This is a genomic window from Flaviaestuariibacter amylovorans, assembly GCF_039541815.1.
Taxonomy (GTDB): Bacteria; Bacteroidota; Bacteroidia; order Chitinophagales; family Chitinophagaceae; genus Flavisolibacter; species Flavisolibacter amylovorans.
In genome coordinates this window covers 409,258-434,755 of record NZ_BAABGY010000007.1, presented here as the reverse complement: position 1 = coordinate 434,755, position 25,498 = coordinate 409,258, and the positions used below count along the sequence as shown (strand labels likewise).

Genomic DNA, 25,498 nt, shown 5'->3' with positions numbered 1-25,498 from the left:
TTTATTTATCTTCATCCGATGGAGCATATCTCGTGGAATGACTTCGAAAAGATCGACATCCGTACCGGTACCATCGTACAGGCCGAGCCCTTCGAAGGCACCCGCAAGCCGGCGTATAAGCTACAGGTCGACTTTGGAGCAGAGCTGGGCGTGAAGCGCTCTTCGGCACAGATCACGAAGCACTACAACCCGCTCGACCTCGTAGGCCGGCAAGTGGTGGCCGTTGTGAACTTCCCGCCCAAGCAGATCGCTAACTTCTTCAGCGAATGCCTGGTGCTTGGCGTCTATGATGCTCACAACGACGTCGTGCTGCTCCAGCCCGCACATCCGGTCGATAACGGAAAAAAGATCGGGTGATGATCGCTACCTACCCTACACCCATCGGGATGCTGTACCTGCACAGCGCGGAAGGCCACATTACGGCCATTACGTTTTCCGGCACCGGGGCGCCCGATGTACCGGAGAACGACGAGGCCATTCTGCAATGCCGGCATCAGCTAGACGAGTACTTCGCCGGCTCCCGCCGGCACTTCGACTTCCCGATGCGGCAGCCGGGCACCGATTTTCAGCAACGCGTATGGAAAGCGCTCCTGGCCATTCCGTTCGGAAAGACCTGCAGCTACCGCGACCTGTCGAAGCAGCTGGGTGATGTAAAAGCGATCCGCGCCGTGGGCACCGCCAACGGCCGCAACAACCTTGCGATCGTAGTGCCCTGCCACCGCGTCATCGGCTCCGACCGCTCGCTCACCGGCTATGCCGGTGGCCTGCACCGCAAGCAGTGGCTGCTTGAGCACGAGGCAAAGTGGTCTTGTGGGGTGCAAACCCTTTTCTAATGAAAAAGACGCGCCTGCGCGCGTCTTTACAATACATTTTATTGATGCTGCTCAGCGCAACTCTTCGCTCGTAAAGGCCAGCGGCAGCAGCAGCTTGGCGCTGTCGATCACATACACTACGCCCGTCATGCCACCGAGGATCATTTTGATGGGATGACCAAGGCGCGACTCGAACTCCTGGAGCGACTGGCGGCAGATGCCACAGGGGGAGATCGGGTGATCGGAGGCATGCCCCTCACCTTTGTAGGAGATCGCGATCACGTCCACCGGTACCCGGGGAAATACGGAGGAAGCGGAGGCCAGCAGTACGCGCTCGGCGCAAAGCCCTACCGGGAAGGAGGCGTTCTCCTGGTTGGAGCCGGTGATGATCTCGCCGTTGGCAAGGCGGGCCACCGCACCTACCTGGAAGTGCGAATACGGCGCGTACGCGTTCGCCGTTACCTCGCGGGCCTCGTTGAGCAGCCATTGCTCCTGCTCGTCGAGCTCCTCGATGCTGTCGTATACCTTGTAGTTGAATTCAAATTTTGTTTCTTTCATCTTCTTGTCTTTGGGTTGCCTAATCACATTCTTGTTCACCTACGGAGACAAAAATGCCCTCCGGTTCCCGGAAGGCAGTTAAAAATAAGGCATTTCGGGCAGAATCCGCGGAAAGCACTGAATATATTTCATCAGCCCCCACACGAAGAAGGCCCCGCGGTGCGAGGCCTTCAACTGATGTTTCAACGTATTGCGTGCGTGCTCCTGTTTACTTCACGATGCGGAACAGGCGGCTCCAGCGCGGTCCGCCGTCCCAGCTGAACCAGATCATCCATGCCTTGCCCACCACGCGGTCTTCGGGCACAAATCCCCAGAAGCGGCTGTCCTGCGACTCGTGGCGATTGTCGCCCATCATCCAATAATAGTCCATCTTGAACGTATACGAGCTCGTTTCCTGGCCATTCACATAGAACTTTCCGCCCTTCATCTCGAACTGGTTCTGCTCGTAGGTGCGGATCGCGCGCTCGTAGGTACTGTAGTTCTGCGGGGTGAGCTGTAGCGTAGCGCCCTTCTTCGGGATCCAGACCGGGCCGTAGAAGTCGATCGTCCATTTGTAGGCGGAATCGTAAGGAAACAGCACGTTGCCCCAGTAGCGGGCGTCGGTGCCTGCCGGGGACTCAAGTGTGGGACGTGCGTTGCGGATCCAGCCATCGGCCTGCATTTTCTGCAGTGCTGCCGGCGTGATCATCACCTGGTACATATTGCCTCCCTTCGATTCCCATTGTGAAGGATCGCTGGTCACGATGCCATACGTGTTTCCGATACGGACATCGTCGGCGGGTCGGGCCAGCTCCAGTACGTAGGGCATCTGCGAATGCGGAGGTGGTTCCGATGCTTTGCCGTTGATGAAGACCTGGCCACCGCGCACCTCCAGCGTATCGCCGGCGATGCCCACGCAGCGCTTGATGTAGTTGTCAGACTTGTCGATGGGATGCACCACGATCGGGTACTCCTCCGGGTTGGCAAGCACGTACTGCGACTCGGCGTCGCCAAGTGCGGCGGCGCGCTTCACGTCGTAGTAAGGGCGCTGCGACTGGTATCTTGGATGGTTGATCACCGTGTCGCCGGCGGGGAAGTTAAAGACCACCACGTCGCCCCGCTTCACCGGTGCGGCAAACCAGCGTACGTACGGAAGCTGCACGGCCGTGGTGTACGAGCGCATGCTGCTGCCGGGAAGGTAGTTGTGAACGAACGGAACCGAGAGCGGTGTGTTGGGCAGGCGCGGCCCGTAGCTGAATTTGGAAACGAAGAGGAAGTCGTTGATGAGGAGCGTCTTTTCCATCGACCCTGAAGGGATCGTGTAGGCTTCGAACACGAAGATACGGATGAGGGTGGCCGCTACTACGGCGAAGACCGCGGCGTCGACCCATTCGCGCCAGGCTGCCTTCTTATACAGCTTTACGGTTTCCGGTCCGATGTAGCGCGTTTTCGGGTCGTTGCCGACCACGATAAAGAACAACCCGCCGCTCAGCGCCGTTGCGGCATGCGCCCCGAAGCTATAGCGTCCGTAGACCTTAATGAATTCGATGAAGATGCCGAGGGTGATGAACCATCCCACCACCGGGATGAGCTGCCAGAAAAACCAGTGCTTGCGCCGTTGCGCGATGTCGAGCATGTACCAGGTGTTGTATAACGGCACCAGGCCCTTCCAGCCCGGCACGCCTGCCTTCGGAAAGAGCTTGTAGAGGCCGAACGCAGGCAACACGAAGAGCAGCAGGGAGATTCCGTAAACAACGAGGATATGGGTCAACGACATCCGTATATCTTTAAAGCGGACAAAAATATTATTTTAAATAGGTTGCGGGGCCGATATTACGCAAAGTTTTGCTAATTCGGCCTGGCTGCAAACCACCCCTCACGGCAACTATGCAACGCTTTACGATCAGGGACGTCGAGAACCTGTGCCACATCAAGGCACATACGCTGCGCATCTGGGAGCAGCGCTTCACCTTCTTTCAATCGAAGCGGAAAGAAAGTCTCCATCGCTATTACGACAACGACGACCTCCAGGTGCTGCTGCAGGTGGCCTACCTCTATCACGGCGGTATGAAGATCTCGCACATCGCCACCCTGGACGCCACCGGCCGTCTCGATGCCATCGAGGCACAGCGAAGCCATCAGGAGCCTACCAGCGAGCAGGAAGTGCTCTCCATGCTCGAAGCGGCCGTAACGTTTGACGAAGGCAGGTTCCGGGAGCGCCTCGACTCCGTTATTCGACGGCTGGGTCTGGAGGAGGCTGTGCTGAAGGTGGTGTTTCCGTACCTTCAGCGGGTGGGCCTGCTCTGGATGACCAACCGGATCATCCCGGCACAGGAGCACTTCTCGAGCTACCTGCTCCAGCACCGCATCATTGCTGAAACCGAAACGCTCCCTTCGCCTCCTTCTTCAACGGGTGAAGCCGTATTGCTCTTCACGCCGCGCGACGAACACCACGAGCTCCCCTTGCTTTACCTGAACTACCTGCTGCGCAAATACGGTTGGAACGTCATCTACCTCGGCCCGAACGTGGACGTCCGGGAGCTACCCGAAGCCATCGTGGAGCGCACCAGCACTTTTTACATGCACCTGATCACCAACCTTACCGGTTTCCTGGTCGACGACCTGCTGGAGTCGCTCTGTACCCGCTACCCGGGCAAGCGGATCATCGCATCCGGCAGCGCCGTGCTCGCGGCCCAGCGCTCGTTCCTGAACGTGCACCTGCTGCGCACCGACAACGAGATCCTGCGCTTCGTTCATGCGGGGCCGGGGAGCGTGCATCGTCAATCGTGAATCGGGAACGATACTCCAGCAACTCGATCTTTTTTTGTCGATGGGGATCGGGTAACAGTGAACCCGGTAATTGCCATACAAGCAAAAAGGCCGCACAGGGGCGACCTTTCCAATAAACAACTAAACCAATAGACCAATAAACTAATGCGGCAGCACATAGCTGCGCACGTCATCGGCCGTGATCGTTTTGCCGGAGAGGATGATGAGGCGCTCTACCACGTTGCGCAGCTCGCGGATGTTTCCGGTCCAGTTGTGCTGCTGCAGGGCCTGCAGCGCGGCATCGTCGATGCCCTTCTTGGCCACGCCGTAGTCGGCGCAGATATCCTTTAAAAAGAACTGAACGAGCTGCGGGATGTCTTCGCGACGGTCGTTGAGCGCGGGAACGTGAATAAGGATGACGCCGAGGCGGTGATACAGGTCGAGCCGGAAGCGCTTTTCCTCCACTTCGCGGAGCAGGTCTTTGTTGGTGGCCGCCACTACCCGTACATCTACGGAGATATCCTTGTCGGCACCCACGCGGGTGATCTTGCCTTCCTGCAGCGCGCGCAGCACCTTCGCCTGCGCCGACAGGCTCATATCGCCGATCTCGTCGAGGAAGAGCGTACCGCCGTTGGCCTGCTCGAACTTGCCGATACGCTGCTTGATAGCCGAGGTGAACGAGCCTTTCTCATGGCCGAACAATTCGCTTTCGATCAGCTCCGAGGGGATGGCCGCGCAGTTCACTTCCACCATCGGGCCTTCGGCGCGGGCGCTCTTCTGGTGGATCCAGCGCGCTACGAGCTCCTTGCCGGAGCCGTTCTCACCGGTGATCAGGATGCGTGCCTCGGTGGGTGCCACCTTTTCAATGGTATCCTTGATCTTTTGAATGGGCGCGGATGAGCCTACCATGTCCTGCACCTTTTGTGCGCGGCGGCGGAGGGTCTTGTTCTCCCCCACCAGGTTGTTGCGCTCCTTGGCGTTGCGGATAGTAACGAGGAGGCGGTTCAGGTCCGGGGGCTTCTGGATAAAGTCGTAAGCGCCCTTTTTAACGGCTTCCACGGCCGTATCGATCGTGCCATGTCCGGAGATCATGATGATGGGTACGTCGGGATTGTGCTCGGTGGCTTTCTGCAGAAACTCGAGTCCGTCGAGCTTCGGCATCTTGATATCGCACAAAACAACATCGTAGGTTTTCTTCTGGAAGCACCGGAGGCCTTCCTCTCCGTCGCCGGCCTCGTCGATGGCATAGCCCTCAAAAGAGAGGATCTCGGTGAGGGTCTTGCGGATGGCCTTTTCGTCGTCAATCAATAAAATACTGCTGCTCATGGTAGGAGGTTAGGAAGTGGAATCTTGGGTTACACAAAGATGCGTCAGGGAAGCGATGGTTCCGCGGCATCGTGTATGCCACACCAACTATAAAATTTACGGACCAGCTTGGGAGATCTTTGATCTGTGATCTTGGACCTCAGATTTAGGCCATGCGGCGGCAATGGCTACCGGCTTTCAGGCCTTGGCCGTTCCCGGGTAAAGCTTTTATCTCCGCTATTCTCGCCTCGCTAAGGGGCAAAAAAAAAGGCCGGATAGAAATCCAGCCTCGTGTAAAATCCAATATCCTATGAAAAACCGAGACAAAGATGCGCAGAAAAATGGAAAAACAAAACTTTTGGCGCTGTTTTTTTAGGAAGCAACTGGGTGAAAATGAAAAAGTTGCGCATGGGGTGCGCAACTTTTCCGGTTCATTTGCCCGTTCTGAGGAAGGCTTGCCTCATCGGTATCGTTACTTTTTGAGGTACATCACTTCTTTTACGAGTTTCACCGTGCGGGGCACGTCGGGAAGGGCAGCCGCCACCAGGTTGGGCGCGTAGTGCAGCGGGGCGTCGGCGGCTGTGATGCGGCGGATCGGGGCGTCGAGGTAATCGAAGCCTTCCTTCTGGATACGGTACGTGATCTCGGAGGATACCGATGCAAACGGCCACTGCTCCTCCACGATCACCAGGCGATTCGTTTTCTTGACGCTTTCGAGGATGGTCATCCAGTCGAGCGGGCGGATGGTGCGCAGGTCGATGACCTCGGCGGAGATGCCCTCCTTCTCGAGCTCCTGCGCGGCACCCATGGCCACCTTCATCATCTTGTTGAAGGAAACGATGGTCACGTCGCGGCCTTGCTTCTTCACGTCGGCCTTGCCGAGCGGGATATAGTATTCTTCTTCCGGGACCTCGAACTTATCGCCATAGGCGAGCTCGGCCTCCATGAACATCACGGGATCCTCTTCGTAGCGGATGGCTTGCTTCAGCAGTCCCTTCGCATCGTAACCGTTGCTGGTAGAGATCACCTTGAGCCCGGGAATGTTGGCATAAAGCGATTCGAACGCGGTAGAGTGCTGTGCACCCAGCTGCCCGGCGGAGCCATTGGGACCGCGGAACACAATGGGGCAGGTGATCTGGCCGCCACTCATGGCCAGCATTTTTGAAGCCGTGTTGAGGATCTGGTCAAGCGCCAGCACAGCAAAGTTCCACGTCATGAACTCCACGATCGGGCGCAGTCCATTCTGGGCGGCACCCACGCCTACGGCAGCGAAGCCGAGCTCGGCGATCGGGGTATCGATGACGCGCTTCGGTCCAAACTCCGCCAGCATACCCTGGCTGACCTTGTAGGCGCCATTGTACTCGGCGACCTCCTCTCCCATCAGGAACACCCGGTCGTCGCGGCGCATTTCCTCGACCATGGCTTCCCGGATGGCTTCACGTAAGGCGATTGTTCTCATTAGTAGTAATTAAGCGGTGGCAAATTTAGCAGTATGCGGCCATATATCCTTGCGGGCACCCCAAAAGAGTCTTAGCACCGGTTTTGCAACAAGAGGGGCATGGACACAACCCAGATCGTAGGCATCGTAGCCGGTATCCTGACGGCCTCCTCCCTCCTGCCCCAGGTGATCAAGACCTATCGGGAGAAGAAGGCGGACGAAGTTTCGATCGTGATGCTCCTCGTGCTGATGGCCGGCGTCGCGCTCTGGATCGTGTACGGCTTCCTGCGCGATGATATGCCTATCATCGTAACGAACTGCTTCTCGCTCGCCGTCAACCTGACCATGATCGGGCTGCGGTTGAAATACGGGCATAAGAAGTAAATTGTTTATTGGTTTATCCGTCTATTGGTAAAACAGCCCTTTGTTTCGGCCAGTGCCTCGTTTCAAAAAAATTACGTTTCAGTTGGATACGAGACGCCCGAAATGGTCAGGCGAATGACCGCGCCCGGACCAATCTGAAATCCCAAATCTCAAATGACAAAAGCCCCGCTGACGCGGGGCTTTTGTCGTAGCCAATACCTTAGCTTTCTCTGGCCGCCGTAGCCTCAGCGCAGGCGGGTTTTCTTAGCGGTAGAAATCACTTCTTACCGTTTTTCATCCTTACAGCTTCTCGATCACCATTGCTGACGCGCCGCCGCCGCCGTTGCAGATGCCGGCCGCGCCGTACTTGCCGCCCTTGTGCTTCAGCACGTTCACGAGCGTTACAATGATCCGCGCGCCGCTGCAGCCGAGCGGGTGGCCGAGCGATACAGCGCCACCGTGTACGTTAACCTTGGCGGGATCGAGGTTCATCTTGCGGGTGTTGACGATACCTACCACGGAGAACGCTTCATTCAGTTCTACATAGTCGACGTCGGACATCTGGATGCCGGCGCGCTGCACGGCTACCGGAACGGCAATGCTCGGCGTAGTGGTAAACCAAACGGGCTCCTGCTCCGCATCGGCGTAGCCACGAAGCACGGCGAGCGGCCGGATGCCCAGCTCCTCCGCCTTTTCGCGGCTCATAAGCACCACAGCAGCGGCACCGTCGTTCATCGTAGACGCGTTGGCAGCCGTAACGGTGCCTTCCTTGCCAAACGCCGGCTTCAGGCCCGGGATCTTGTCGAACTTCACATTGAACGGCTCCTCGTCCTTGCTGACCACGATCGGGTCGCCCTTCTTGGACGGTATTTCTACGGGCACCACCTCATCGGCGAACATGCCGTTCTCCCAGGCTTTCTGGCTGCGCTGGTAGCTCTCGATGGCGAAGGCGTCCTGCTCCTCACGCGAGATCTTGTTCTCCGATGCGCAGAAGTCGGCGGCATTGCCCATGGCGGTCTGGCTGTAGCAGTCGGTCAGGCCGTCCTTGGCAAGTCCGTCCACCATATTCGTGTTGCCGTATTTATTTCCCCAACGCATGTTCTCGACATAAAAAGGCACCTGGCTCATGTTTTCCATGCCACCGGCCACTACGATATCGCTGTCGCCGAGCAGGATGCTCTGGGCGCCCTGCGCGATGGCCTTCATCCCGGAGGCACATACCTTATTGACCGTCGTGCACACCACGTTATCGGGAAGACCGGCATAGCGCGCAGCCTGGCGGGCGGGCGCCTGCCCGAGACCGGCCTGAATCACGCAGCCCATGAGCACTTCATTCACCATTTCGGGCTTGATGCCGGCACGCTCTACGGCGGCCTTGATGGCGGTTGCGCCGAGGCGGGTAGCGGGAACGTCCTTCAGCGCGCCGCCAAAGGAGCCCATCGGGGTGCGCACTGCAGAAACGATATACACTTCTTTCTTATTCATATAGCTTTATTTGCGCCGCAAAGATAGGCGAACGCCGGGGATACGGAATAGCGCTCCTTTAACAACGGCATCCGCCGCGGCGCTGCGCCGGATGTCCTACCTTTGCCCTTCGCTTTCTACCCGAATGAGCAACCGATCCGCCCTTCCCGACCTGCGCTGCCTGGTCCTGCTTTGCTGCCTGCTGCTGGCGGCCCGCGCGGGGCATGCGCAGTGCAACAGCACCGTCAGCACCTTTCCGTATGTGGAAGACTTCGAGACCAACGATGGCGGCTGGACCACGGGCGGCAACTTCTCCGATTGGGTCTGGGGAACGCCCGGTAAGCGCGTCATCACGGGGGCTTCGAGCGGCTCCAAGTGCTGGATCACCGGCGGCCTGGCCAATGCGGTGTACAACAACGACGAGAACTCGTACCTGATGAGTCCCTGCTTCGACTTCAGCGGACTCACCCAACCCTACCTGAACTTCCGCCTCTTCTGGGAAACGGAGCGCAAATTTGATGGCGCCTCGCTCGAATATTCGATCGATGGGGGCGGCACCTGGCAGGTATTGGGCAGCAGCGCCGACAACGCGTCCTGCCCGGGCAACAACTGGTTCAACACACAGAACGTGACCACGCTCGGCATGGATGGGTGGTCGGGCAATGTGCAGCCAACGGCGCCCTGCCCGGGTGGCAGTGGCGGTGGCAGCGGCGCCTGGGTAACGGCCGGCCGCGCACTTTCCGCGCTTGCCGGGGAGCCCGTCGTCCGCTTCCGGTTTCGCTTTGCCGCGGGCAGCCGCTGCAACGAATACGACGGCTTCGCCGTCGACGATATCTGGATCGGCAACCTGCAGCCGCTCGGGGCCGAGTTCACGTTCTCCTGCAGCTCGGAGCGGACGGCAAGTTTCAGCCCGGTTACCATGGGCTGCGGCAGCACCTACACCTGGAACTTCGGCGACCCCGCATCCGGCAGCTCCAATACGGCTACCGGTGCTACCGCCGCCCATACCTTCAGTGCACCCGGCGATTACCTCGTACGCATGACGGCGACCGGCTCCAACGGGGCCATCGCCACCGCCACGCGCAACGTCCGCATCCTTGGCCTGTCGTCGGTATTGCTGACACCGGTGCGCTGTAATGGCGGCAACGAAGGACGTGTACAGGTGGTGGTGAACCCCGCGGGCAGCTACAATTACAGTTGGTCAACGACACCCGAGCAAACCGGCGCGATCGGCACCGGCCTCCCCTCGGGCACGTACCAGGTGCGGGTCACCGGCAACGGGGCCTGCGCCGCTACAGCAAGCGTGCTGGTCAACGAACCGCCTGCTATTGTACTCGATGTGTTGAAAGAAGACGCCCGCTGCGGCGGCGCCAATGGCAAGGCCCTGATCCGCTCCGGTGGTGGCACGCTGCCGCATTCCTACTCCTGGAGTCCTGTCAGCAGCAGTACCACCAGCAACGAAAGCCTGCTGCCAGGCAACTACAGCGTTACGGTCACCGACGCGCAAGGCTGCACGGCGCCTGCGGACTTCACGATCGGCAATATCGACGACCTGAGCGTTTCGCTGGGCGCCGACACCGTGTTGTGCGCAGGCGAGACGCTGCGCCTGGAGCCCGGTACATTCGCCACCTATCGCTGGCAGGACGGCTCTACGGCTTCTTCCTACGTCGTAACACAGTCCGGAACCTATTCCGTGCGGGTCACCAGCGCCGAGGGATGCACCGCAGAGGACCGCGTGACCGTAACCGTCGATTGCTCGGACGTATACTTCCCGACTGCCTTCACGCCCAACAACGACGGGCGCAACGACGCTTTCGGACCGGTGGGCAACGTGGCCGCGCTGCGCGACTACCAATTGAAGATCTACGGACGCTGGGGCCAGCTGCTCTTTGAGTCGAACAACCCGTTCCGGCGTTGGGACGGCCGGCTCTCCGGTGATCCCGGTGGTTCGCAGGTCTATGTCTGGATCGCGCAGTACCGCCTGCCCCGGCTGGGCCTCGTTACCCGCAAGGGCAGCTTCGTGCTGATGCGCTGATTCGCCGCGAAGGGCATCCGGCGGCTTCTGGCCCGGTACTACTTTTGGGTTTCCGGATCAAACCTTTCTTCATGACCTTTCTCACGGCTGAATGGCGCAACCTGCTGATGGCGAACTACGCCGTTGACCCGGCGGTGCTCCGTCCTTACCTTCCGCGGTTCACCGAGCTCGACACCTTTGATGGCGTACATTATGCGAGCCTGGTCGGCTTCCTGTTCGACAACACGCGTGTGGCCGGGTTCTCCGTACCCGGATACCGCACCTTCGAGGAGGTGAACCTGCGCTTCTACGTGCGGTACCGCGAAGCCGGCGGCTGGAAGCGGGGCGTCGTATTCCTGAAGGAGATCGTGCCGCGACGCCTCATCTGCGCCATTGCCAATACGCTTTACGGGGAGAACTACGTGCGCTTCCCGATGCGTCATGAATGGAAGCAGCAGGACGACGGTCTTTCCGTAGCCTACGAATGGAAGGTGGACGGTCGCTGGAACCACCTGAGGGCGCTCGTTGACCCGGTGGCGCAACCCGCCGCAGAAGGATCGCCTGAGGAATTCATCACCGAGCACTACTGGGGCTATACGCAGATCTCCGCGCGCTGCACTGGCACCTACCAGGTGGCGCACCCGCGCTGGAACGTGCACGCGGTACGCGAATTCTCTGTTGATTGCGATATCGAGCGCATCTACGGCGCTCCCTTCCGCGAGGCCCTGCAGGATGCGCCGCGTACGGTATTCCTGGCCGACGGATCGCCGGTGCGCGTCATGAGCGGAGACCGTATTTACAAAACCCTGACCCTCTAGATGCCCGACCCAATTACTACAATCACCCTGCTAATCGTTGGCGGCGGCCCCATCGGGATCGCCTGCGCCGTGGAGGCAAGAAGGCGGGGCGTCGACTGCCTGGTGCTGGAAAAGGGCACGCTTGTCAACTCCATATACAATTACCCGGTGAACATGACCTTCTTCTCCACTTCCGAGCGGCTCGAGATCGGTGGGGCACCGTTTGTATCACATGGCCCCAAGCCAACCCGGGGTGAAGCGCTCGAATACTACCGACGCGTGGCCAAAGACAATGCCTTGCCGATACGGTTGTTTGAGCCGGTGACATCGGTGGAGCGCCAGGAAGACGGATTCGTGGTGCAGAGCGACAAGGGCCATTACAGGGCACGGTACGTCATCATCGCCACCGGCTTCTATGATATTCCCTATCCACTAAACGTTCCCGGCGAGGAATTGCCGAAAGTGAAGCACTATTATACCGACCCGCATTTCTACGCCTTTCAGAAAGTACTGGTGGTGGGCGCCCAGAATTCCGCTGTGGATGCGGCGCTCGAGACCTTCCGGAAAGGTGCCGAGGTAACGATGGCGGTGCGCGGCCCCGAGATCGGGCAGCGGGTGAAGTACTGGGTACGACCGGACATCGAGAATCGCATCCGAGAAGGAGCAGTGAAAGCCCATTTCAATACAACGGTGACGGCCATCCGGGAACAGGAGGTGGATCTCGACACACCTGAGGGGCGCATCACGATCGCCAACGATTGGGTGCTCGCGCTCACCGGGTATCAACCGAACCTAAATTTCCTGCGCCGTTGCGGGATCAACCTGAGCAACGACGCCGTTTGCCAGCCACAAGTACACGAAACCACCTACGAGACGAACGTACCGGGACTGTACCTCGCCGGGGTGATCTGCGGAGGCATGAACACGCACCGCCTCTTCATTGAAAATTCACGCGAGCACGCGGTGTGCATTCTGAACGATATCGTTTCCAGGAACCGCAGCGGCGCTCTTTCCCAAAAATGAAGAAAGCCGCACAGGGTGCGGCTTCCAATTTCCTGAGTGTATGTGTTGACGGATTAACCCTGCTTCACCAGCTGGATCTCTCCAAGGATCTTGATGTCATCGCTGACCACCACCTGGCCGGCCTCGGTTACGGCGCTCCAGGTGAGCCCGAACTCCTTGCGGCTGATCTTGCCGGAGATCGTAAATCCTGCCTTTGTCTGACCGTACGGGTCTACCACGATGCCGCCGAACTCGACGTTGATGGTGACGGGCTTGGTAATGCCACGGATGGTCAGGTCACCATGAAGCTGTGCCTCATCGCCGCTGCCTTCGTACTTGCGGCCTGCGAAGGTGATCTGGCCGTGCTCTTCCGCATTGAAGAAGTCGGGGGACTTCAGGTGCGTGTCGCGCTGGGTGTTGTTGGTATCGATGGAATCAACATCAGCGGTAAACTGCACGCGCGAAGCGCTGGTGAAGTCGTCGCTCACGGTTTCCACGTCCACGTCGAACTTTTTAAAATAGCCGGTCACGGTCGTGATCATGAGGTGGCGCACTTTGAATTGGATCTCGCTGTGCGTCGGGTCAAGCTTCCAGGTAATTGCCATAGCTGTGTTTTTTGTGGTGATGGTTACAAATCAATGTTACAACATCAAAGCTAATAAAGAAAACCCATTCCGTGCAAAAAAAATCTCGGAATGGGTTTTCTTTAACGGGCGCCGATCAGCTCCGGTCGGGCTGCGTGCTGGTGTTGCGGTTGCTGTCCTGGTCGCGCTCCTGGCGCATCGGCTCCGAAGGCTGCCCACCGGTTTGCTTGCCGTGATTCATCTTGCCTTGCTCTTTCGGGATCGCCTGACCGCTCTGGTTGCTTGCGCCGGCGCCGGAGCTGCCGTTCTTGTTGTTGTCGCCTCTTCCTGACATAATCGTTTGTTTTGTTGAATCGATCCACACAATTGATGCCATAACCTTCTACCTGATGGGCCTAAAGCACGAGCGCTTTGCCCGCGGCCTTAGGCTGCCGCTTCTTCTGCATCGCCCGCTGCACGATCCCCGCCGCCAGGCCGCCCAGCAGGTAGAGGCCTACCGTCATGAGCTTGGTAGCGGTAGTGCGGCTGCTTGGCGCATCATTCAGCCCCATCTTTTCGGGCAACAAAATAGCACCGACACCGGCCGCCAATCCGAGGAGGGTAGCCCGTAATACGATCTTACGGTTATTGACGCCCCCAAGACTATAATACAGCGCATTGCTGACGAGGTCGCCAGCCATTGTATAATAGAAGAGCCGGGTAGGATTCGGAATGTTGAGGCCGAGCTTATGGAGTCCTTTAGCGAGTGCCTGCATGCCGAGCAGGTCCATCCGCGGCGCCTTGGGCACCGCACGCCGCACCGTTTCGTGCACCAGCGTCAGTAACGTGGCGCCGGCAAGCCCGCCGGCCATTGTATCTGTTGCTCTCATGATCTTGCGTTTCGATTACCAAGCGCAAAACCGTGCCGGGAGCCGCTGAGCGGGTTTATTTGTTTATTGGTTTATTGGCAGCACCTTCCACAGTGCAAGCACCAATTCCTGCCGCTTCAACCGTCGAGAAATGTTTCGCAACCTGACGTGCGCGAGCTAAATCTGAGATCCGAGATCCTACTTGATGATCACCGTCCCCAGCTTTGCCGTCAACTCGCGCTCCATGTCCTTCAGGTGCTTGTGCGTGAGCAGGAAGGTCATTTGCTGCTCAGGCGGCGCCTTTTCCAGGTCGGCGTGGTTCTGCAACAGCAGGCGCCGCACCTTGCGCAGCTTCAGGTAATTGACGGCCGACTCTGCCTCTTCGTTGGTGGTATCCTTTTGGGTGAGCAGGTAGTTGCTCAGCTCGTCGTAGTTGTCTTTGTGCACCAGGCGGGCAAAGGTCTTCCAGTCTTGCTTGAACAGCGATTGCTGGTAACCGGCCGACTGGTTCTGCTCCGATTTCCAGTAGCGGCTTTCCTCATGCGGAAAATAAAGAAGGGCCACGGCCATCGACGAGATCGCCGGGTCGGGGTGATAGATAAAGAAGTTCGGATCCACCGGGCGCTGCACGCTTAGCTGCGCGCGGTAGGCATGGATGATCGAGAGTACGGTTGTGTTCTCGATCAGCTCCTCCTCCGGCAGCTCGTTGAGCACATAGTCGGCGATGAGCTGGTCGTTCCAAACCTTATGTCCGTGCTCGAGCAGCACCCGCGCGATCTCTTTCTCCTGCAGTTCGTCCTTGAACAGCAGCTGGAAGGTCTGGTCGTCGAACGATACCGGCGATGTCTCCGCCTGCTCGGCAAGCGCCTGTGCCTCCTGGAAGGGCACTTTCGACTCCTGCTTCGCGATCCGGTCGCGGATGAATTTGTTGACCAGGTTGGTAAAGCCCGACTCGTCGATGCGCAGCAGCTCGGCGCACTTGCGGATATAATCCTGCTGCTTCGTGAAGTCCTCCGCCTTGTCGATCTTGGAGATCGTTTCGGCGATCTGGTTCACCACAATGGCCTTCCGTGCGGCATCGCTCCCTGCATCGCGGAGCGATACTTCGAGCTGGAACAGCACCACGTCCTTCTTGTTGTGCGCAATGAAGTTGCGGAACTCCTGCGCGCCTACCTTCTGCACGTAGCTGTCCGGGTCCTCGCCGTCGGGGATCAATACCAGCTTCACGTTGAGGCCTTCCTCCAGCGCCATGTCGAGGCCGCGCAAGGCAGCCTTAATACCGGCACCGTCGCCGTCGTAGATGATGGTGAGGTTCTTGGTGAACTTCTTCAGGAGGCGCAGCTGGTCGATAGTGAGCGAGGTGCCGCCCGAGGCCACTACGTTCTCCACACCCGCCTGGTGCAGCGAGAGCACGTCGGTATAGCCTTCGACGAGCAGGCACTCATCGAGCTTGTCCATCGACTGCCTCGCGAAGTAGAGGCCGTAGAGAATCTTACTTTTTACATAAAGCTCGTTCTCCGGCGTGTTGATGTATTTGGGCGCCTTGTCGTTCTTTTTGATGAGGCGCGCGCCAAAGCCAATGACCTTGCCGCTGCTGTTGTGCACCGGGAAGATGATGCGGTCGCGGTAGTTGTCGACCCACTCGTTGCCCCGGTATGCGATGAGGCCGGCCTTCTGCGTGAGCTCGCGGTTATACTGGTTCTTAAAGGCCGCGGTGGCGAAGGCATCGCGCTTGTCGGGGTCATAGCCGATGCCGAATTTCCGTAGAATCGGCTCCTGGAAGCCCCGTTGCGCGAGGTAAGGGAGCGCCACGTCCTTACCCTCGGCGGAATCGAACAGCTGCTGCTCGAAGAACTTCTGCGCAAAGCTGTTGATGATGTACAGGCTCTCGGCGGTCTGCTGCAGTTCCCGTACTTCTGCGGATACCGCGGTCTCTTCCACCTGGATCTGGTAGCGCGCCGCAAGCCAGCGCAAGGCCTCCACGTAGGTGAACTTTTCGTGCTCCATCACGAAGGAGATGGAGTTGCCGCTCTTACCGCAGCCAAAGCATTTGAAGATGCCTTTCGAAGGCGATACCGTGAACGAAGGCGTGCGCTCGTTATGGAAAGGGCAAAGACCCAGATAGTTGGCTCCCCTCCTCTTGAGGCGTACGAAGTTGCCGACGATGTCGAGCACGTCCACACGGTCCTGTATTGCCTGTATCGTTTGCTGCGTGATCATAAGGGAGCGCAAAGATAGCCGCCCCGGGCCGTATCTGGCATTGCCTTTGCGACCTGCACCCGGCCCGGCGGTCTCTCAAAATATACGGGTTCGCACGGGAAAAAATATCTTTTTTTTCGGCAGCGGCAGGCGTATATTTAGAAGACCATCCAAGCGCACCTGAGCGGAAGACAAGAAGCACCTTTCTTAACCCTTAAACTTTCTTCCAATGGTTCAGACCGATCTCGCACAGCTCACTTCAGAAACCGCAGAATGGCGGCAGATCCTGCGCAACTACCGCGAGGAATTCCAGGAATGCAAAAAGCTGCTCCAGGACAATTGCCGCGAAAGCCCGCGCGACCAACTGGTCGACATTGAGCATTTCGACAACCAGTTCCACATCCAGCTGGTCAACATCCACGACCTCAAGCAGGCCATCAAGCAGCATGAGCGCCGCGTGGACTTTGAAAAGGCGCGTCCCGACGGTGTGGGCAACGACACCTACACGGAGCACGAGCGGCTGCTGGACGCCTTCCTGGTTTTGGAGAACCGCCTCCAGCAACTCCGCAGCGAGTTCCGCGATTTCATCAACGCTACCAACTGTTAAGGTAGCGTTGCCTTTTTTAGGACCTGCCTGTCCCGCAAAGTGTGGGGCAGGCTGCTCCTATTCCCCCACACCTAAACCTGTTTTATGGCAGAATTTGATACCGCCCATGTCAAGAACGTCGTTCTGCTGGGCCATGCCGGCGCGGGCAAGACCACGCTGGCCGAATGCATGCTGTTCGAAGCCGGCCTCATCAGCCGCAAGGGCTCCGTTGCCGAGCGCAACACGGTCGGCGACTACCACGAGCTCGAGCACGAGCGCGGCAACTCCATCTTCTCCAAGCTGATGCACACCCGCTGGCGGGGCTATAAGATCAACCTCCTCGACACCCCCGGCTACGACGACTTCGTAGGCGAAGTGGTGTCGGCACTCCGGGTGGCCGATACCGGCGTGATGGTGCTCAACGCCACCGCCGGCGTAGAAGTCGGAACCGACCTGATCTGGGAATACACGGAGCGCTTCCGCACGCCGATGATCTTTGCCGTCAACAAGCTCGATCACGACAGCGCTGACTTCGACCGTACGGTGCAGCAGGCCCGCGATCACTTCGGCAACAAGGTGGTGCTGGTGCAATACCCTTTGCAGGTGGGCGCCGGCTTCCACGAGATCGTGGACGTGCTGCATATGGTGCTCTACAAGTTCCGCGATTCCGGTGGCAGACCCGACAAGCTGCCAATCCCGGAGGGCGAGCGCGCCCGCGCCGAAGCCCTCCACCGCGAGCTGGTGGAAGCCGTGGCTACCGTTGATGAAACCCTGATGGAGCATTACTTCGACCGCGGCGAGCTGGAGGAGGACGAATTGAAAGCGGGCTTCCGCAAGGCGATGATCCAACACGAGCTGTTCCCGCTGTTCTGCCTCAGCGCGGAGCGCAACATGGGAAGCGGACGGCTGATGGGATTCATCGACAACGTATGCCCCAGCGCCAACGAGCTGCCCCCTCAAACCACGAAGGCCGGTGAGGCCCTGGAGTGCCGCTCGGATGGCCCACCTTGCATCTTCGTGTACAAGACCGTGTCGGAGCCGCATGTGGGGGAGCTCTCCTTCTTCAAGGTTTTCAGCGGTACCCTGCGGCCCGGGATGGAGCTGGTGAACGAGTCCAATGGGGTCATGGAAAAGATCAGCAGCCTCTTCCTGATGGAAGGCAACAAGCGCCTGCCGGTGACCGAGCTCGTGGCGGGCGATATCGGCGCCACGCTCAAGCTGAAGAACACGCATGTCAACAACACGCTGCACGTCAAAGGCAGGAACTACGAGCTGCACCCGATCGAATTCCCGGCCCCGAACATGACGGTGGCCATCGAGTCGCTGCGCAAAGGCGAGGAGGAAAAGCTGGCGCAGGCCCTGCACCTGCTGCGCGAGGAGGACCCGACGCTGATCGTGGAAGTTTCCGGTGAGCTGAAGCAGACCCTCCTGCACTGCCAGGGTGATATGCATCTTGCGGTTGCCCGGTGGAAGATCGAGAACAGCGCCCGGCTGGAGGTACGCTTTACCCGGCCCCGGATTCCTTACCGCGAAACGATCCGCAGCAGCGCCGAAGCGAAGTACCGCCACAAGAAGCAATCGGGCGGCGCTGGCCAGTTTGCCGAGGTGCACCTGCGCATCGAACCCTGGACCGAGGGCATGGCCGACCCGGCGGGCCTCAACGTGCGTGGCCGCGAGGAGTACGACCTGCCCTGGGGCGGAAAGCTGGTGTATTACAACTGTATCGTCGGCGGCGCTATCGACGCCCGCTTCCTTCCTTCTGTTCTGAAAGGCGTGATGGAGAAAATGCAGGAAGGGCCGCTGACCGGCTCCTCTGTGCGCGACGTACGGGTGTGCGTGTTCGACGGCAAGATGCACGCCGTGGACTCCAACGACATCTCGTTCAAGATTGCCGGCACCATGGCGTTCCGGCAGGCCTTCCACGATGCTGCCCCGCAGGTGCTGGAACCGCTTTACCAGGTGGACGTGCTTTGTCCTGACGATCTTACCGGCGCCGTGATGGGCGAGCTGCAAAGCCGACGGGGCATCGTAGAGGGAATGGACGCCGAAAGCCATTTCCAGAAGGTGAGTGCCCGGGTGCCGCTTGCTGAGCTGCACGACTTTTCCTCGGCACTCCGCTCCGTTACCCAGGGCCGCGCCAAATTCCGGATGCGCCTGGACGGCTACCAGCCGCTGTCGTACGAGCTCCAGAAAAAACTGACCGAAGCCTACAGCCGCACCGAGTCGGCAACTCTTGCCTGATTGGTCAGCCCCACCTCATGATCTTCAAAGGAACGCGCACCTGAAAAGACGCGTTCCTTTTTTTGGTTGGTTCCGTTACGTGCTTCAACCGCTCAACAGTAACTCCCGGCGTTTGTCGGTAAAAAACGGTGGTTCAACGCTAAAATTTACCATTGAGGCTACATCGATTTGGAAAAAAGCGAATTTGGATTAACTTGGGGAAGCAAGCCCGACAATACAAACAAACTAAATCTGATTTCCTATGCACGCCTATTTTCGCAACCACCAGCTTTACCTGGCCGAAAAGTGCGCCTGGCTCGAACGTCAGACGAGCAAGACCAGCAAGCGCGCGATCATGAAGATCGAAAGCTTGAAGCTGATCCTGCAGGCAGGCGACGACCTCGAGCAGATCCGCCTGGTGGAGAAGCTCGTCAAGGACTCGCTGCTTACCACCATCCCCGGCCAATCGGTACTGCACCGCGAGGGGTTCTACAAGTACAACCTGCGCAACTGATCGCACCCGATAACTGATTGAAGCGTCCTCCACCGGGACGCTTTTTTTTGCGGTTCCGCCAACGAAAAAACCCCGCGGAAGCGGGGTTTGGCGTTATCGTTCAATCAAAGTCAGGCGGGAGTGGCTACCTGCACAGCTGCAGGGTTGGTACGGGCCGCGGCGATGAAGCTTCTCAGGAAGTCCACTTCCTCGGGGCGATAAGCTTCGCCGTTGGCGCGGAAGATGTCGTGGAACCAAAGCTCCGGCTCCTGCTCATAAGGCTTTTGCCAGGAGTCCCACGGGCAGTGCGTCTGCGATTTGCCGGCTACGAAGCCCCAGTTGTAGGCGCCGATGCCGTGCTCCCGGAACAAGGGAAGGATCTCCTGGAACGTGTTGCCGAAAGGACGGGCCATGTACTCCGTGCAGAACATCGGGCGGCCAAAACGGCTCAGCTGTTCGATGCGCTTCTTCATCCCTTCGGCATTGGCGTAGCAATGGAAGGAGATGACGTCCGAATGGGTGAACATATAGTTGTCCAGCACCGACGCCGTGGTATCGGAGCTCCAGTCTTCCACTTCCTGCCACGGTGCCATCGTGATGGGCTGATCGGGGCCGATGCCGCGTACCCAGCGGATAGTTTTCTTCAACAGTTCGAGCGACAGCTCAGCTTTGTGGCGGGAATAGTTGTCGTCTTTATAAGACGCGAGGTTCATGTTGTCGGGCTCGTTGTACAGGTCCCAGATCACCACGCGCGGGTCGTGCTTGAAGTGGTTCACGATGCCGTGCACGTATTCGTACAGGTCATCGTAGCGCTCGGGGCTGTTCAGCACGTCGTAGCCGGGGCATTGCACCCAGCCGGAGTTATGCACGTTGTGTTTCGGCTCGCGCTGCTTGCCCAACTTCGGGTTCGGGTCCCATACGGCGTCAAAGAGCACGAACATGGTCCGGATGCCGTTCTTTTCGGCAATGGAGAGAAAGAGTTCGATGCGCTCGAGGAAGCCTTTGGAGTCCTGCTCCCAAAGGAGGTGGTGCAGGAACACACGGATGGTGTTGAAGCCGAGGCCGGCGGCCCAGCTCAGTTCCTTATCGATAAGGAATGGATCGAAGGTCTCGGCCTGCCACATTTCCAGCTGGTTGATGGCATTGTGCGGCACAAAGTTGCAGCCGACGAGCCAGCCGGTGCGGGCTTGCCATTCGGCGGTTTTCTCGATCGACCAGCGGTAGCTCAGTTCGGGATCCTGCTCCGGTCGGGGAGCGTTGTGGTGGTTCGTTTGCATGGCTGTAAAAGGGTCCGTTTATGTCTGTTAGAATGTGTTACAAAGTAATTGAATAGGAGCGCCGGGGCAGTGTTGAATTCGGGCTAAAGGGGTATTCTTGTCGGTGAAGAAACCTTTTTGCGCGGCGGGTCGGATCGCCCGTTTTTTTGTCTGTAACAACGTACCTTTCAACCCCTTATTGCCTTAACAGAACCTTTAAAGATCGGCTTCATGAATCAACCGGAAATAGCGAAGAAAGTAGCCCGTGTTTATACCGAAAACTGGGGTGGAGAGCCGCTCCTGGCCCGCTCTCCCGGCCGCGTCAACATCATCGGTGAGCACACCGACTACAACGACGGGTTCGTGCTGCCCGCGGCCATCGACAAGGCCGTGTACGTGGCCGCCGGCCGCCGCAACGACGACCGCATCGAGTTGAAGGCCGTCGAATTCAATGATAGCTACAGCACGAGCCTCGATGCCATCGCCCCCCGCGAGGGCCAGTGGACCAACTACATCCTGGGCGTGGTAGACCAGTTCCGCAAGCGGGGACACCAGCTCGGTGGGTTCAACCTCGTGATCGACGGGGATATTCCCTTTGGCGCAGGCCTCTCCTCCTCGGCCGCCGTGGAATGTGCCACCGCCTTTGCACTGAGCGAGCTGTTCGGCCTCAACGTGCCGCGCGAAGAGCTGATCCGGGTGGCGCAGAAGGCGGAGCATGAATTTGCAGGCGTTCTTTGCGGCATCATGGACCAGTTCGCTTCTATGTTCGGGAAGAAAGACCATGTGGTGCGGCTCGATTGCCGGTCGATGGATTACCAATATGTACCCCTGAGGCTCGATGGCTATAAGCTGCTCCTGCTCAACACCAACGTCAAGCACTCGCTCTCGTCGTCGGAGTACAATGTGCGCCGGCAACAGTGCGAGGCCGGCGTCGACATGGTGCGCCAGAAATACCCGGAGGTTAAGAGTCTTCGGGATGTTACCGTGCCCATGCTCGACGAATGCGTGCGCGATACGGATGAGCTGGTATACCGTCGCTGCAAATACGTGGTGGAGGAAAGCGAGCGCCTGCTGGAGGGCTGTGCCGACCTCGAGCGCGGCGACCTTACGGCCCTGGGCATGAAGATGTTCCGGACCCACCGCGGACTTTCCGACGAATACGAGGTGAGCTGCCCCGAGCTCGACTTCCTGGTGAACGCGGTCCGTGAAAACGACGCCGTGCTCGGAGCCCGGATGATGGGTGGGGGCTTTGGCGGCTGCACCATCAACATCGTGCGCGAAGATGCCATTGACGCCCTCGTAAACGAGCTGGCGCCCAAATACAAGGAAGCGACGGGCCTTGAGCTCACCCCCATTATTGCCGGCATCGAGGAGGGAACTTCCAGGCTCTGACCGGGGTTACCTGTTGCTTGCATGAGAAAGGGTGGCTGTTCAAGCCACCCTTTCTCTTCTGTATCGTTGGTCCTTACTTAGCCGCGCCGGGGAAAACAAAATCGGTCCGGCTCTGGAACACCTGGCCGGGCCGCAGGAGCACCGAAGGAAAGCCGGGCTGGTTGGGCGAGTCGGGGAAATGCTGGGTTTCGAGGCAGAAGGCCGAGCGGCGCTCGTCGGTCAAACCGTACTTAAGCGTATGCAGCGACTGCAGGAAGTTGCCGGTATACAGCTGGATGCCCGGCTCGGTGGTATAGACCGCCATGCGGATCCCGCTCTGATCCCCGGTAGCGGCAGCGGCGAGCATCAGCTCCTCCCCCGTGTCCATCAGCACGAAATTATGGTCATAGCCGGCGCCATGCACCAGCTGCGGGTTGTCGTCGTTGATGCGGGCACCGATCTTTTCGGGCTTCGTAAAGTCGAAGGGCGTCCCGGTAACGAAGGCCAGGTCGCCGGTCGGGATCAGCGTTTCGTCAACCGGGGTGAAGTGACCTGCATTGATGAATAGCTCGTGCTCCAGCACCGGGCCACTCCCCTGCCCGTTGAGGTTCCAGTAGGCGTGGTTGGTGACGTTCAGCACGGTTGCCGCATCGGTATTGGCCAGGAAATGGATCTCGAGACGGTCGTCGTCGGCCAGGCGGTAATGCACGGTCAGCGACAGGGTGCCGGGATAGCCTTCCTCGCCGTCGGGGCTGATATACTGGAGCACCAGTTCCCGCTCGCTGGCGGACACCACGTCCCAGACCGCTGCGTTAAACCCTTTTTTCCCGCCGTGCAGGTGATTCGGCGCATTGTTGATGGCAAGCGTGTAATCCCGGCCTTCCAATGAAAAGCGGCCGCGGGCGATCCGGTTTGCATAGCGCCCGACGATCGCTCCGTGATAATCGCCGTCGTCGAGATAGCCCTGGAGTTTGTCGAAGCCCAGCACTACGTCGCGCCAGGCGCCGTCGCGGTCGCGCGTATAGAGGGCTACCAGGCGGGCGCCATAGTTCGTGATCGCCACGTGCAGGCCTTTCCCGTTAGAAAGCCGGTAGAGGCGCGCCTCTTTACCTTCGATCGTCTGTTCGAAGGCTGCGGCGTCCAGCGCGGAACCCGGGTCGTTGTGCGTAAAAGACATAAACGTATTTTATTGATCGAGCAATTCCACGGACCGTATCTTCTCCGCAAAGTAACGATGGAACGCGTTCGGTGCATCGGGAAGCAACGGAGCCTTTTCGGACCCGAGCGCGCTGTGCAGGGGGCGCGCCGCCGCATAGTTCATATGCGCCGCCGGCTGCGGGCGGATGAGGCTTTTATCAAGATCCAGTTTTTCGGCTACCATGTAGGCCAGCTCCGACCAGCGGAAGGCGCCTCCGTTCGCGAGGTGCCACAAGCCGCCCTCGGCGTCGATCAGCAGGTCAAGCGCCGCGTTTACCAGGTCGGGTACGTAGGTAGGTGATACGATCATGTCGTCGGCCACCGGCACCGGGTTAGCGGCCTCCAGGCTCATTTGCACCCAGTGAAAAAAGTTGTACTGATCCCAGGGGCCAAAGAAGGCGCTGGTACGAATGATGAGTGCCTGCGGGTACCGGGCGAGCAATGCCTGCTCGAGCAGGTGCTTGCTGCGGCCGTAGCAGTTGAGCGGGCGGGCAGCGTCGCTTTCCACGTACGCTGATCCTTTGGTGCCGTCGAACACGAGGTCCGAGGAGAAAGCCATGTAGCGGATGCCGCGGTCGCGGCAGGCCAGGCCCAGCTGGAGCGGCCCCTCGAAGTTGTCGCGCAGGCAGGCTTCGGTTTCGCGCTCTGCATCGTCCACCCGCACGTAGCCGGCTGCGTTGACCACCGCCCAGGGCTGGTAGAGCTCCAGGGCAGCAGCCACCGATGGCGCCGAGCTGATGTCGCACTCCTGCCGGCTCAGGATTCGGTAAGGTAGTCCACGCACCTGGCAAATGCGCGCAAAAGCCTGCCCCAGCGTGCCGCGCTTGCCGATGATGAGCAAGGGTTGCTCCTGCCCGGTCTGCGCAGCGCGGATCTCGGTGGCAGGCACCACGCAGGCGTCGAGGTACCGCATCTCGCGCTGCCACCATCCGGCCTGGTTGAGCAGGAAATTGTCGGGCGGCGTGCCGCTGCCCAGCGACTGCACGTACCGGGTGAGCGCCGTGGCCCGCGGCGTACCGCCCCGCAGGTCGAACACGCCAGGCTCATAGTCGCCGCCCGGCTGCGTCAGCAGCCGGTTCCAGCCGCGGGACCCAAAGAGCGCCCAGGCGGTCACTGCCTGTATCCCAACGCCTCTTTCGGCAAGCGCCTGGCACGAACCGTAGATATACTGGAACCACCGCAGCTGCTCCTCCCGCGTGCAGTGGAGGTGGCATTCGGTAACGGCCATCGGGCGCCGGTAGCGCTCCCAGGCCTCTTCGAGCAGCACGGAAACACCGGTCGGCTCGTCCACCGGCACCCGAACCGCCTCTACGTCCACGTAGCGGTGCCGCCCGTTGCCGCCAGCCTTTAGCGGTGCATACTTTTTCGTGTCGTGATCGAGGAAGCGCTCCGAGGTCACATAGTAGTTGAAGCCGAAGGTATCCGGCTGGCAGGGATGCTCCTGGAAGAACTCCAGCAGGCCCTGCGGCAGGTCGAAGCGGGTAACATAATTCCAGAGCGGGTGTCCTTCCCTGAGGCGCCCGCAGAGGACGTCGTAGGTGAGCCAGCGGCGCTCGTTCTCAAACTGTGCCTGGTATGCGAGCCTTTCCGTGCTGTACGTTTTGCCGAGGTCCTCGGTTTGCACCAGCTGCGCTTCCGGGTTCACCGCGCGGATCGCCTGCATCGAAAGCACGACGCCTTTGAGCTGGTGCAGCAGCGCCAGCAAAAAGCTGCGGTCGTCGGTGCGGTGCGGGTACCAGAGCCCGTACAACGCGCTGAAGCGGGCTGTGGTGAGCGGCTCATTCACCGGCGTATAGTAGCGCAGCCAGGGAAACTGAGTGGCCACTTTACCCGCATATTCCGCCAGCAATTCCGGAAAGTCAGGGTCGAGGAGGTTGGTGAACGACGGGCCGCTGCCATGGTGCACGAGCCCTGCGATCACGTCGATGCGCTGGTCGCGGAAAAATTCCAGTTGCCCTTGCGTCCAGCTCCAGTCGATATCGGTGCTGCGCTCCGGCTGGTGGCGTTCCCAGAGTACGGGAAAGCGCAGGCGGCGTAAGCCCAGTGAGGCTATTTCGTCCTTGAACGAAGTCGTATACAGGCCGGCCGCTTCGAGCTGGTCAAAGAACCTGCTGCGCACGCGGTTGATCGTACACTCGATGCCGCCCCAGAGTTCCGGCTTGTAATTCCTGTCTTGTTCCATGGTCCTTCCGTTTGGTCAAAGAAAAAGCCGCCTGCAGTATCGTTCATACCGGCAGGCGGCT

At 59.3% G+C, this 25,498-nt stretch carries 23 protein-coding genes; 11 read left to right on the top strand and 12 right to left on the bottom strand.

What is annotated here, in order from left to right:
• Positions 1-18: 18 nt before the first annotated feature.
• Positions 19-357: a tRNA-binding protein gene (locus ABD937_RS10385; protein WP_345255586.1), complete on the top strand. Its 339-nt coding sequence runs from the start codon at positions 19-21 to the stop codon at positions 355-357.
• Positions 357-833: a methylated-DNA--[protein]-cysteine S-methyltransferase gene (locus ABD937_RS10380; RefSeq protein WP_345255584.1), complete on the top strand. Its 477-nt coding sequence runs from the start codon at positions 357-359 to the stop codon at positions 831-833. The genes ABD937_RS10385 and ABD937_RS10380 overlap by 1 nt, the downstream gene beginning before the upstream one ends.
• Before the next feature lie 51 nt (positions 834-884).
• On the opposite strand, the gene ABD937_RS10375 is transcribed toward ABD937_RS10380, so the two are convergent.
• The gene (locus ABD937_RS10375) at positions 885-1,370 is read right to left on the bottom strand and encodes a cytidine deaminase (protein ID WP_345255583.1); all 486 of its coding nucleotides are present in this window, start codon (positions 1,368-1,370) and stop codon (positions 885-887) included.
• 208 nt (positions 1,371-1,578) lie between these two features.
• Positions 1,579-3,126 (bottom strand): signal peptidase I, encoded by a 1,548-nt coding sequence (gene lepB, locus ABD937_RS10370; RefSeq protein ID WP_345255582.1) that lies wholly within the window; start codon positions 3,124-3,126, stop codon positions 1,579-1,581.
• Positions 3,127-3,236: 110 nt separating this feature from the next.
• On the opposite strand from lepB, the gene ABD937_RS10365 reads away from it, so the two are divergent.
• A complete protein-coding gene (locus tag ABD937_RS10365) occupies positions 3,237-4,139 on the top strand; it encodes a MerR family transcriptional regulator (protein ID WP_345255581.1) in 903 nt (300 codons plus the stop codon).
• Between the two features lie 141 nt (positions 4,140-4,280).
• Here the strand turns inward: ABD937_RS10365 and ABD937_RS10360 are convergent, their stop codons facing one another.
• Entirely contained in the window at positions 4,281-5,444 is a 1,164-nt protein-coding gene (locus tag ABD937_RS10360; RefSeq protein WP_345255580.1) for a sigma-54-dependent transcriptional regulator, read from the bottom strand.
• Between the two features lie 451 nt (positions 5,445-5,895).
• The gene (locus ABD937_RS10355; protein WP_345255579.1) at positions 5,896-6,882 is read right to left on the bottom strand and encodes a pyruvate dehydrogenase complex E1 component subunit beta; all 987 of its coding nucleotides are present in this window, start codon (positions 6,880-6,882) and stop codon (positions 5,896-5,898) included.
• Positions 6,883-6,981: 99 nt separating this feature from the next.
• On the opposite strand from ABD937_RS10355, the gene ABD937_RS10350 reads away from it, so the two are divergent.
• Positions 6,982-7,245: a SemiSWEET family sugar transporter gene (locus ABD937_RS10350; RefSeq protein ID WP_345255578.1), complete on the top strand. Its 264-nt coding sequence runs from the start codon at positions 6,982-6,984 to the stop codon at positions 7,243-7,245.
• A gap of 279 nt (positions 7,246-7,524) precedes the next feature.
• Here ABD937_RS10350 and ABD937_RS10345 read toward each other — a convergent pair whose 3' ends face one another.
• Positions 7,525-8,709, bottom strand: coding sequence for an acetyl-CoA C-acyltransferase (locus ABD937_RS10345; RefSeq protein ID WP_345255577.1), 1,185 nt, complete (start codon positions 8,707-8,709; stop codon positions 7,525-7,527).
• A 124-nt stretch (positions 8,710-8,833) separates the two neighbouring features.
• Between ABD937_RS10345 and ABD937_RS10340 the strand changes: the two genes are divergently transcribed.
• From ABD937_RS10340 to ABD937_RS10330, 3 genes are all read left to right on the top strand, one after another.
• Positions 8,834-10,723 (top strand): PKD domain-containing protein, encoded by a 1,890-nt coding sequence (locus ABD937_RS10340; protein WP_345255576.1) that lies wholly within the window; start codon positions 8,834-8,836, stop codon positions 10,721-10,723.
• Between the two features lie 71 nt (positions 10,724-10,794).
• The gene (locus ABD937_RS10335) at positions 10,795-11,520 is read left to right on the top strand and encodes a YqjF family protein (RefSeq protein WP_345255575.1); all 726 of its coding nucleotides are present in this window, start codon (positions 10,795-10,797) and stop codon (positions 11,518-11,520) included.
• Positions 11,521-12,522, top strand: a complete 1,002-nt coding sequence (locus ABD937_RS10330) for a YpdA family putative bacillithiol disulfide reductase (RefSeq protein WP_345255574.1) — start codon at positions 11,521-11,523, stop codon at positions 12,520-12,522.
• Positions 12,523-12,575: 53 nt separating this feature from the next.
• On the opposite strand, the gene ABD937_RS10325 is transcribed toward ABD937_RS10330, so the two are convergent.
• The 4 genes from ABD937_RS10325 to dnaG all read right to left on the bottom strand — a co-directional run bounded on the left by ABD937_RS10325 (position 12,576) and on the right by dnaG (position 16,153).
• Positions 12,576-13,106: a YceI family protein gene (locus tag ABD937_RS10325; protein ID WP_345255573.1), complete on the bottom strand. Its 531-nt coding sequence runs from the start codon at positions 13,104-13,106 to the stop codon at positions 12,576-12,578.
• Positions 13,107-13,221: 115 nt separating this feature from the next.
• Positions 13,222-13,419, bottom strand: coding sequence for a hypothetical protein (locus tag ABD937_RS10320; protein WP_345255572.1), 198 nt, complete (start codon positions 13,417-13,419; stop codon positions 13,222-13,224).
• Between the two features lie 61 nt (positions 13,420-13,480).
• Positions 13,481-13,954, bottom strand: a complete 474-nt coding sequence (locus tag ABD937_RS10315) for a hypothetical protein (RefSeq protein ID WP_345255571.1) — start codon at positions 13,952-13,954, stop codon at positions 13,481-13,483.
• Between the two features lie 177 nt (positions 13,955-14,131).
• Positions 14,132-16,153: a DNA primase gene (gene dnaG / locus ABD937_RS10310; RefSeq protein WP_345255570.1), complete on the bottom strand. Its 2,022-nt coding sequence runs from the start codon at positions 16,151-16,153 to the stop codon at positions 14,132-14,134.
• A 208-nt stretch (positions 16,154-16,361) separates the two neighbouring features.
• Here dnaG and ABD937_RS10305 point away from each other — a divergent pair, with 208 nt between their 5' ends.
• From ABD937_RS10305 to ABD937_RS10295, 3 genes are all read left to right on the top strand, one after another.
• Positions 16,362-16,739 carry a hypothetical protein gene (locus ABD937_RS10305; RefSeq protein ID WP_345255569.1) on the top strand — a complete coding sequence of 126 codons (378 nt, stop codon included), beginning with the start codon at positions 16,362-16,364 and terminating at the stop codon, positions 16,737-16,739.
• Positions 16,740-16,823: 84 nt separating this feature from the next.
• Positions 16,824-18,959, top strand: a complete 2,136-nt coding sequence (locus ABD937_RS10300; RefSeq protein WP_345255567.1) for an elongation factor G — start codon at positions 16,824-16,826, stop codon at positions 18,957-18,959.
• A gap of 241 nt (positions 18,960-19,200) precedes the next feature.
• Positions 19,201-19,452 carry a hypothetical protein gene (locus ABD937_RS10295; protein ID WP_345255565.1) on the top strand — a complete coding sequence of 84 codons (252 nt, stop codon included), beginning with the start codon at positions 19,201-19,203 and terminating at the stop codon, positions 19,450-19,452.
• A gap of 110 nt (positions 19,453-19,562) precedes the next feature.
• Here the strand turns inward: ABD937_RS10295 and ABD937_RS10290 are convergent, their stop codons facing one another.
• Positions 19,563-20,708, bottom strand: coding sequence for a cellulase family glycosylhydrolase (locus ABD937_RS10290; RefSeq protein WP_345255563.1), 1,146 nt, complete (start codon positions 20,706-20,708; stop codon positions 19,563-19,565).
• Positions 20,709-20,918: 210 nt separating this feature from the next.
• Here ABD937_RS10290 and galK point away from each other — a divergent pair, with 210 nt between their 5' ends.
• The gene (galK, locus tag ABD937_RS10285) at positions 20,919-22,079 is read left to right on the top strand and encodes a galactokinase (RefSeq protein WP_345255561.1); all 1,161 of its coding nucleotides are present in this window, start codon (positions 20,919-20,921) and stop codon (positions 22,077-22,079) included.
• A 73-nt stretch (positions 22,080-22,152) separates the two neighbouring features.
• On the opposite strand, the gene ABD937_RS10280 is transcribed toward galK, so the two are convergent.
• Positions 22,153-23,235, bottom strand: a complete 1,083-nt coding sequence (locus ABD937_RS10280; RefSeq protein ID WP_345255560.1) for an aldose epimerase family protein — start codon at positions 23,233-23,235, stop codon at positions 22,153-22,155.
• A 9-nt stretch (positions 23,236-23,244) separates the two neighbouring features.
• Positions 23,245-25,437 carry a sugar nucleotide-binding protein gene (locus ABD937_RS10275; protein WP_345255559.1) on the bottom strand — a complete coding sequence of 731 codons (2,193 nt, stop codon included), beginning with the start codon at positions 25,435-25,437 and terminating at the stop codon, positions 23,245-23,247.
• Between the last annotated feature and the right edge of the window lie 61 nt (positions 25,438-25,498).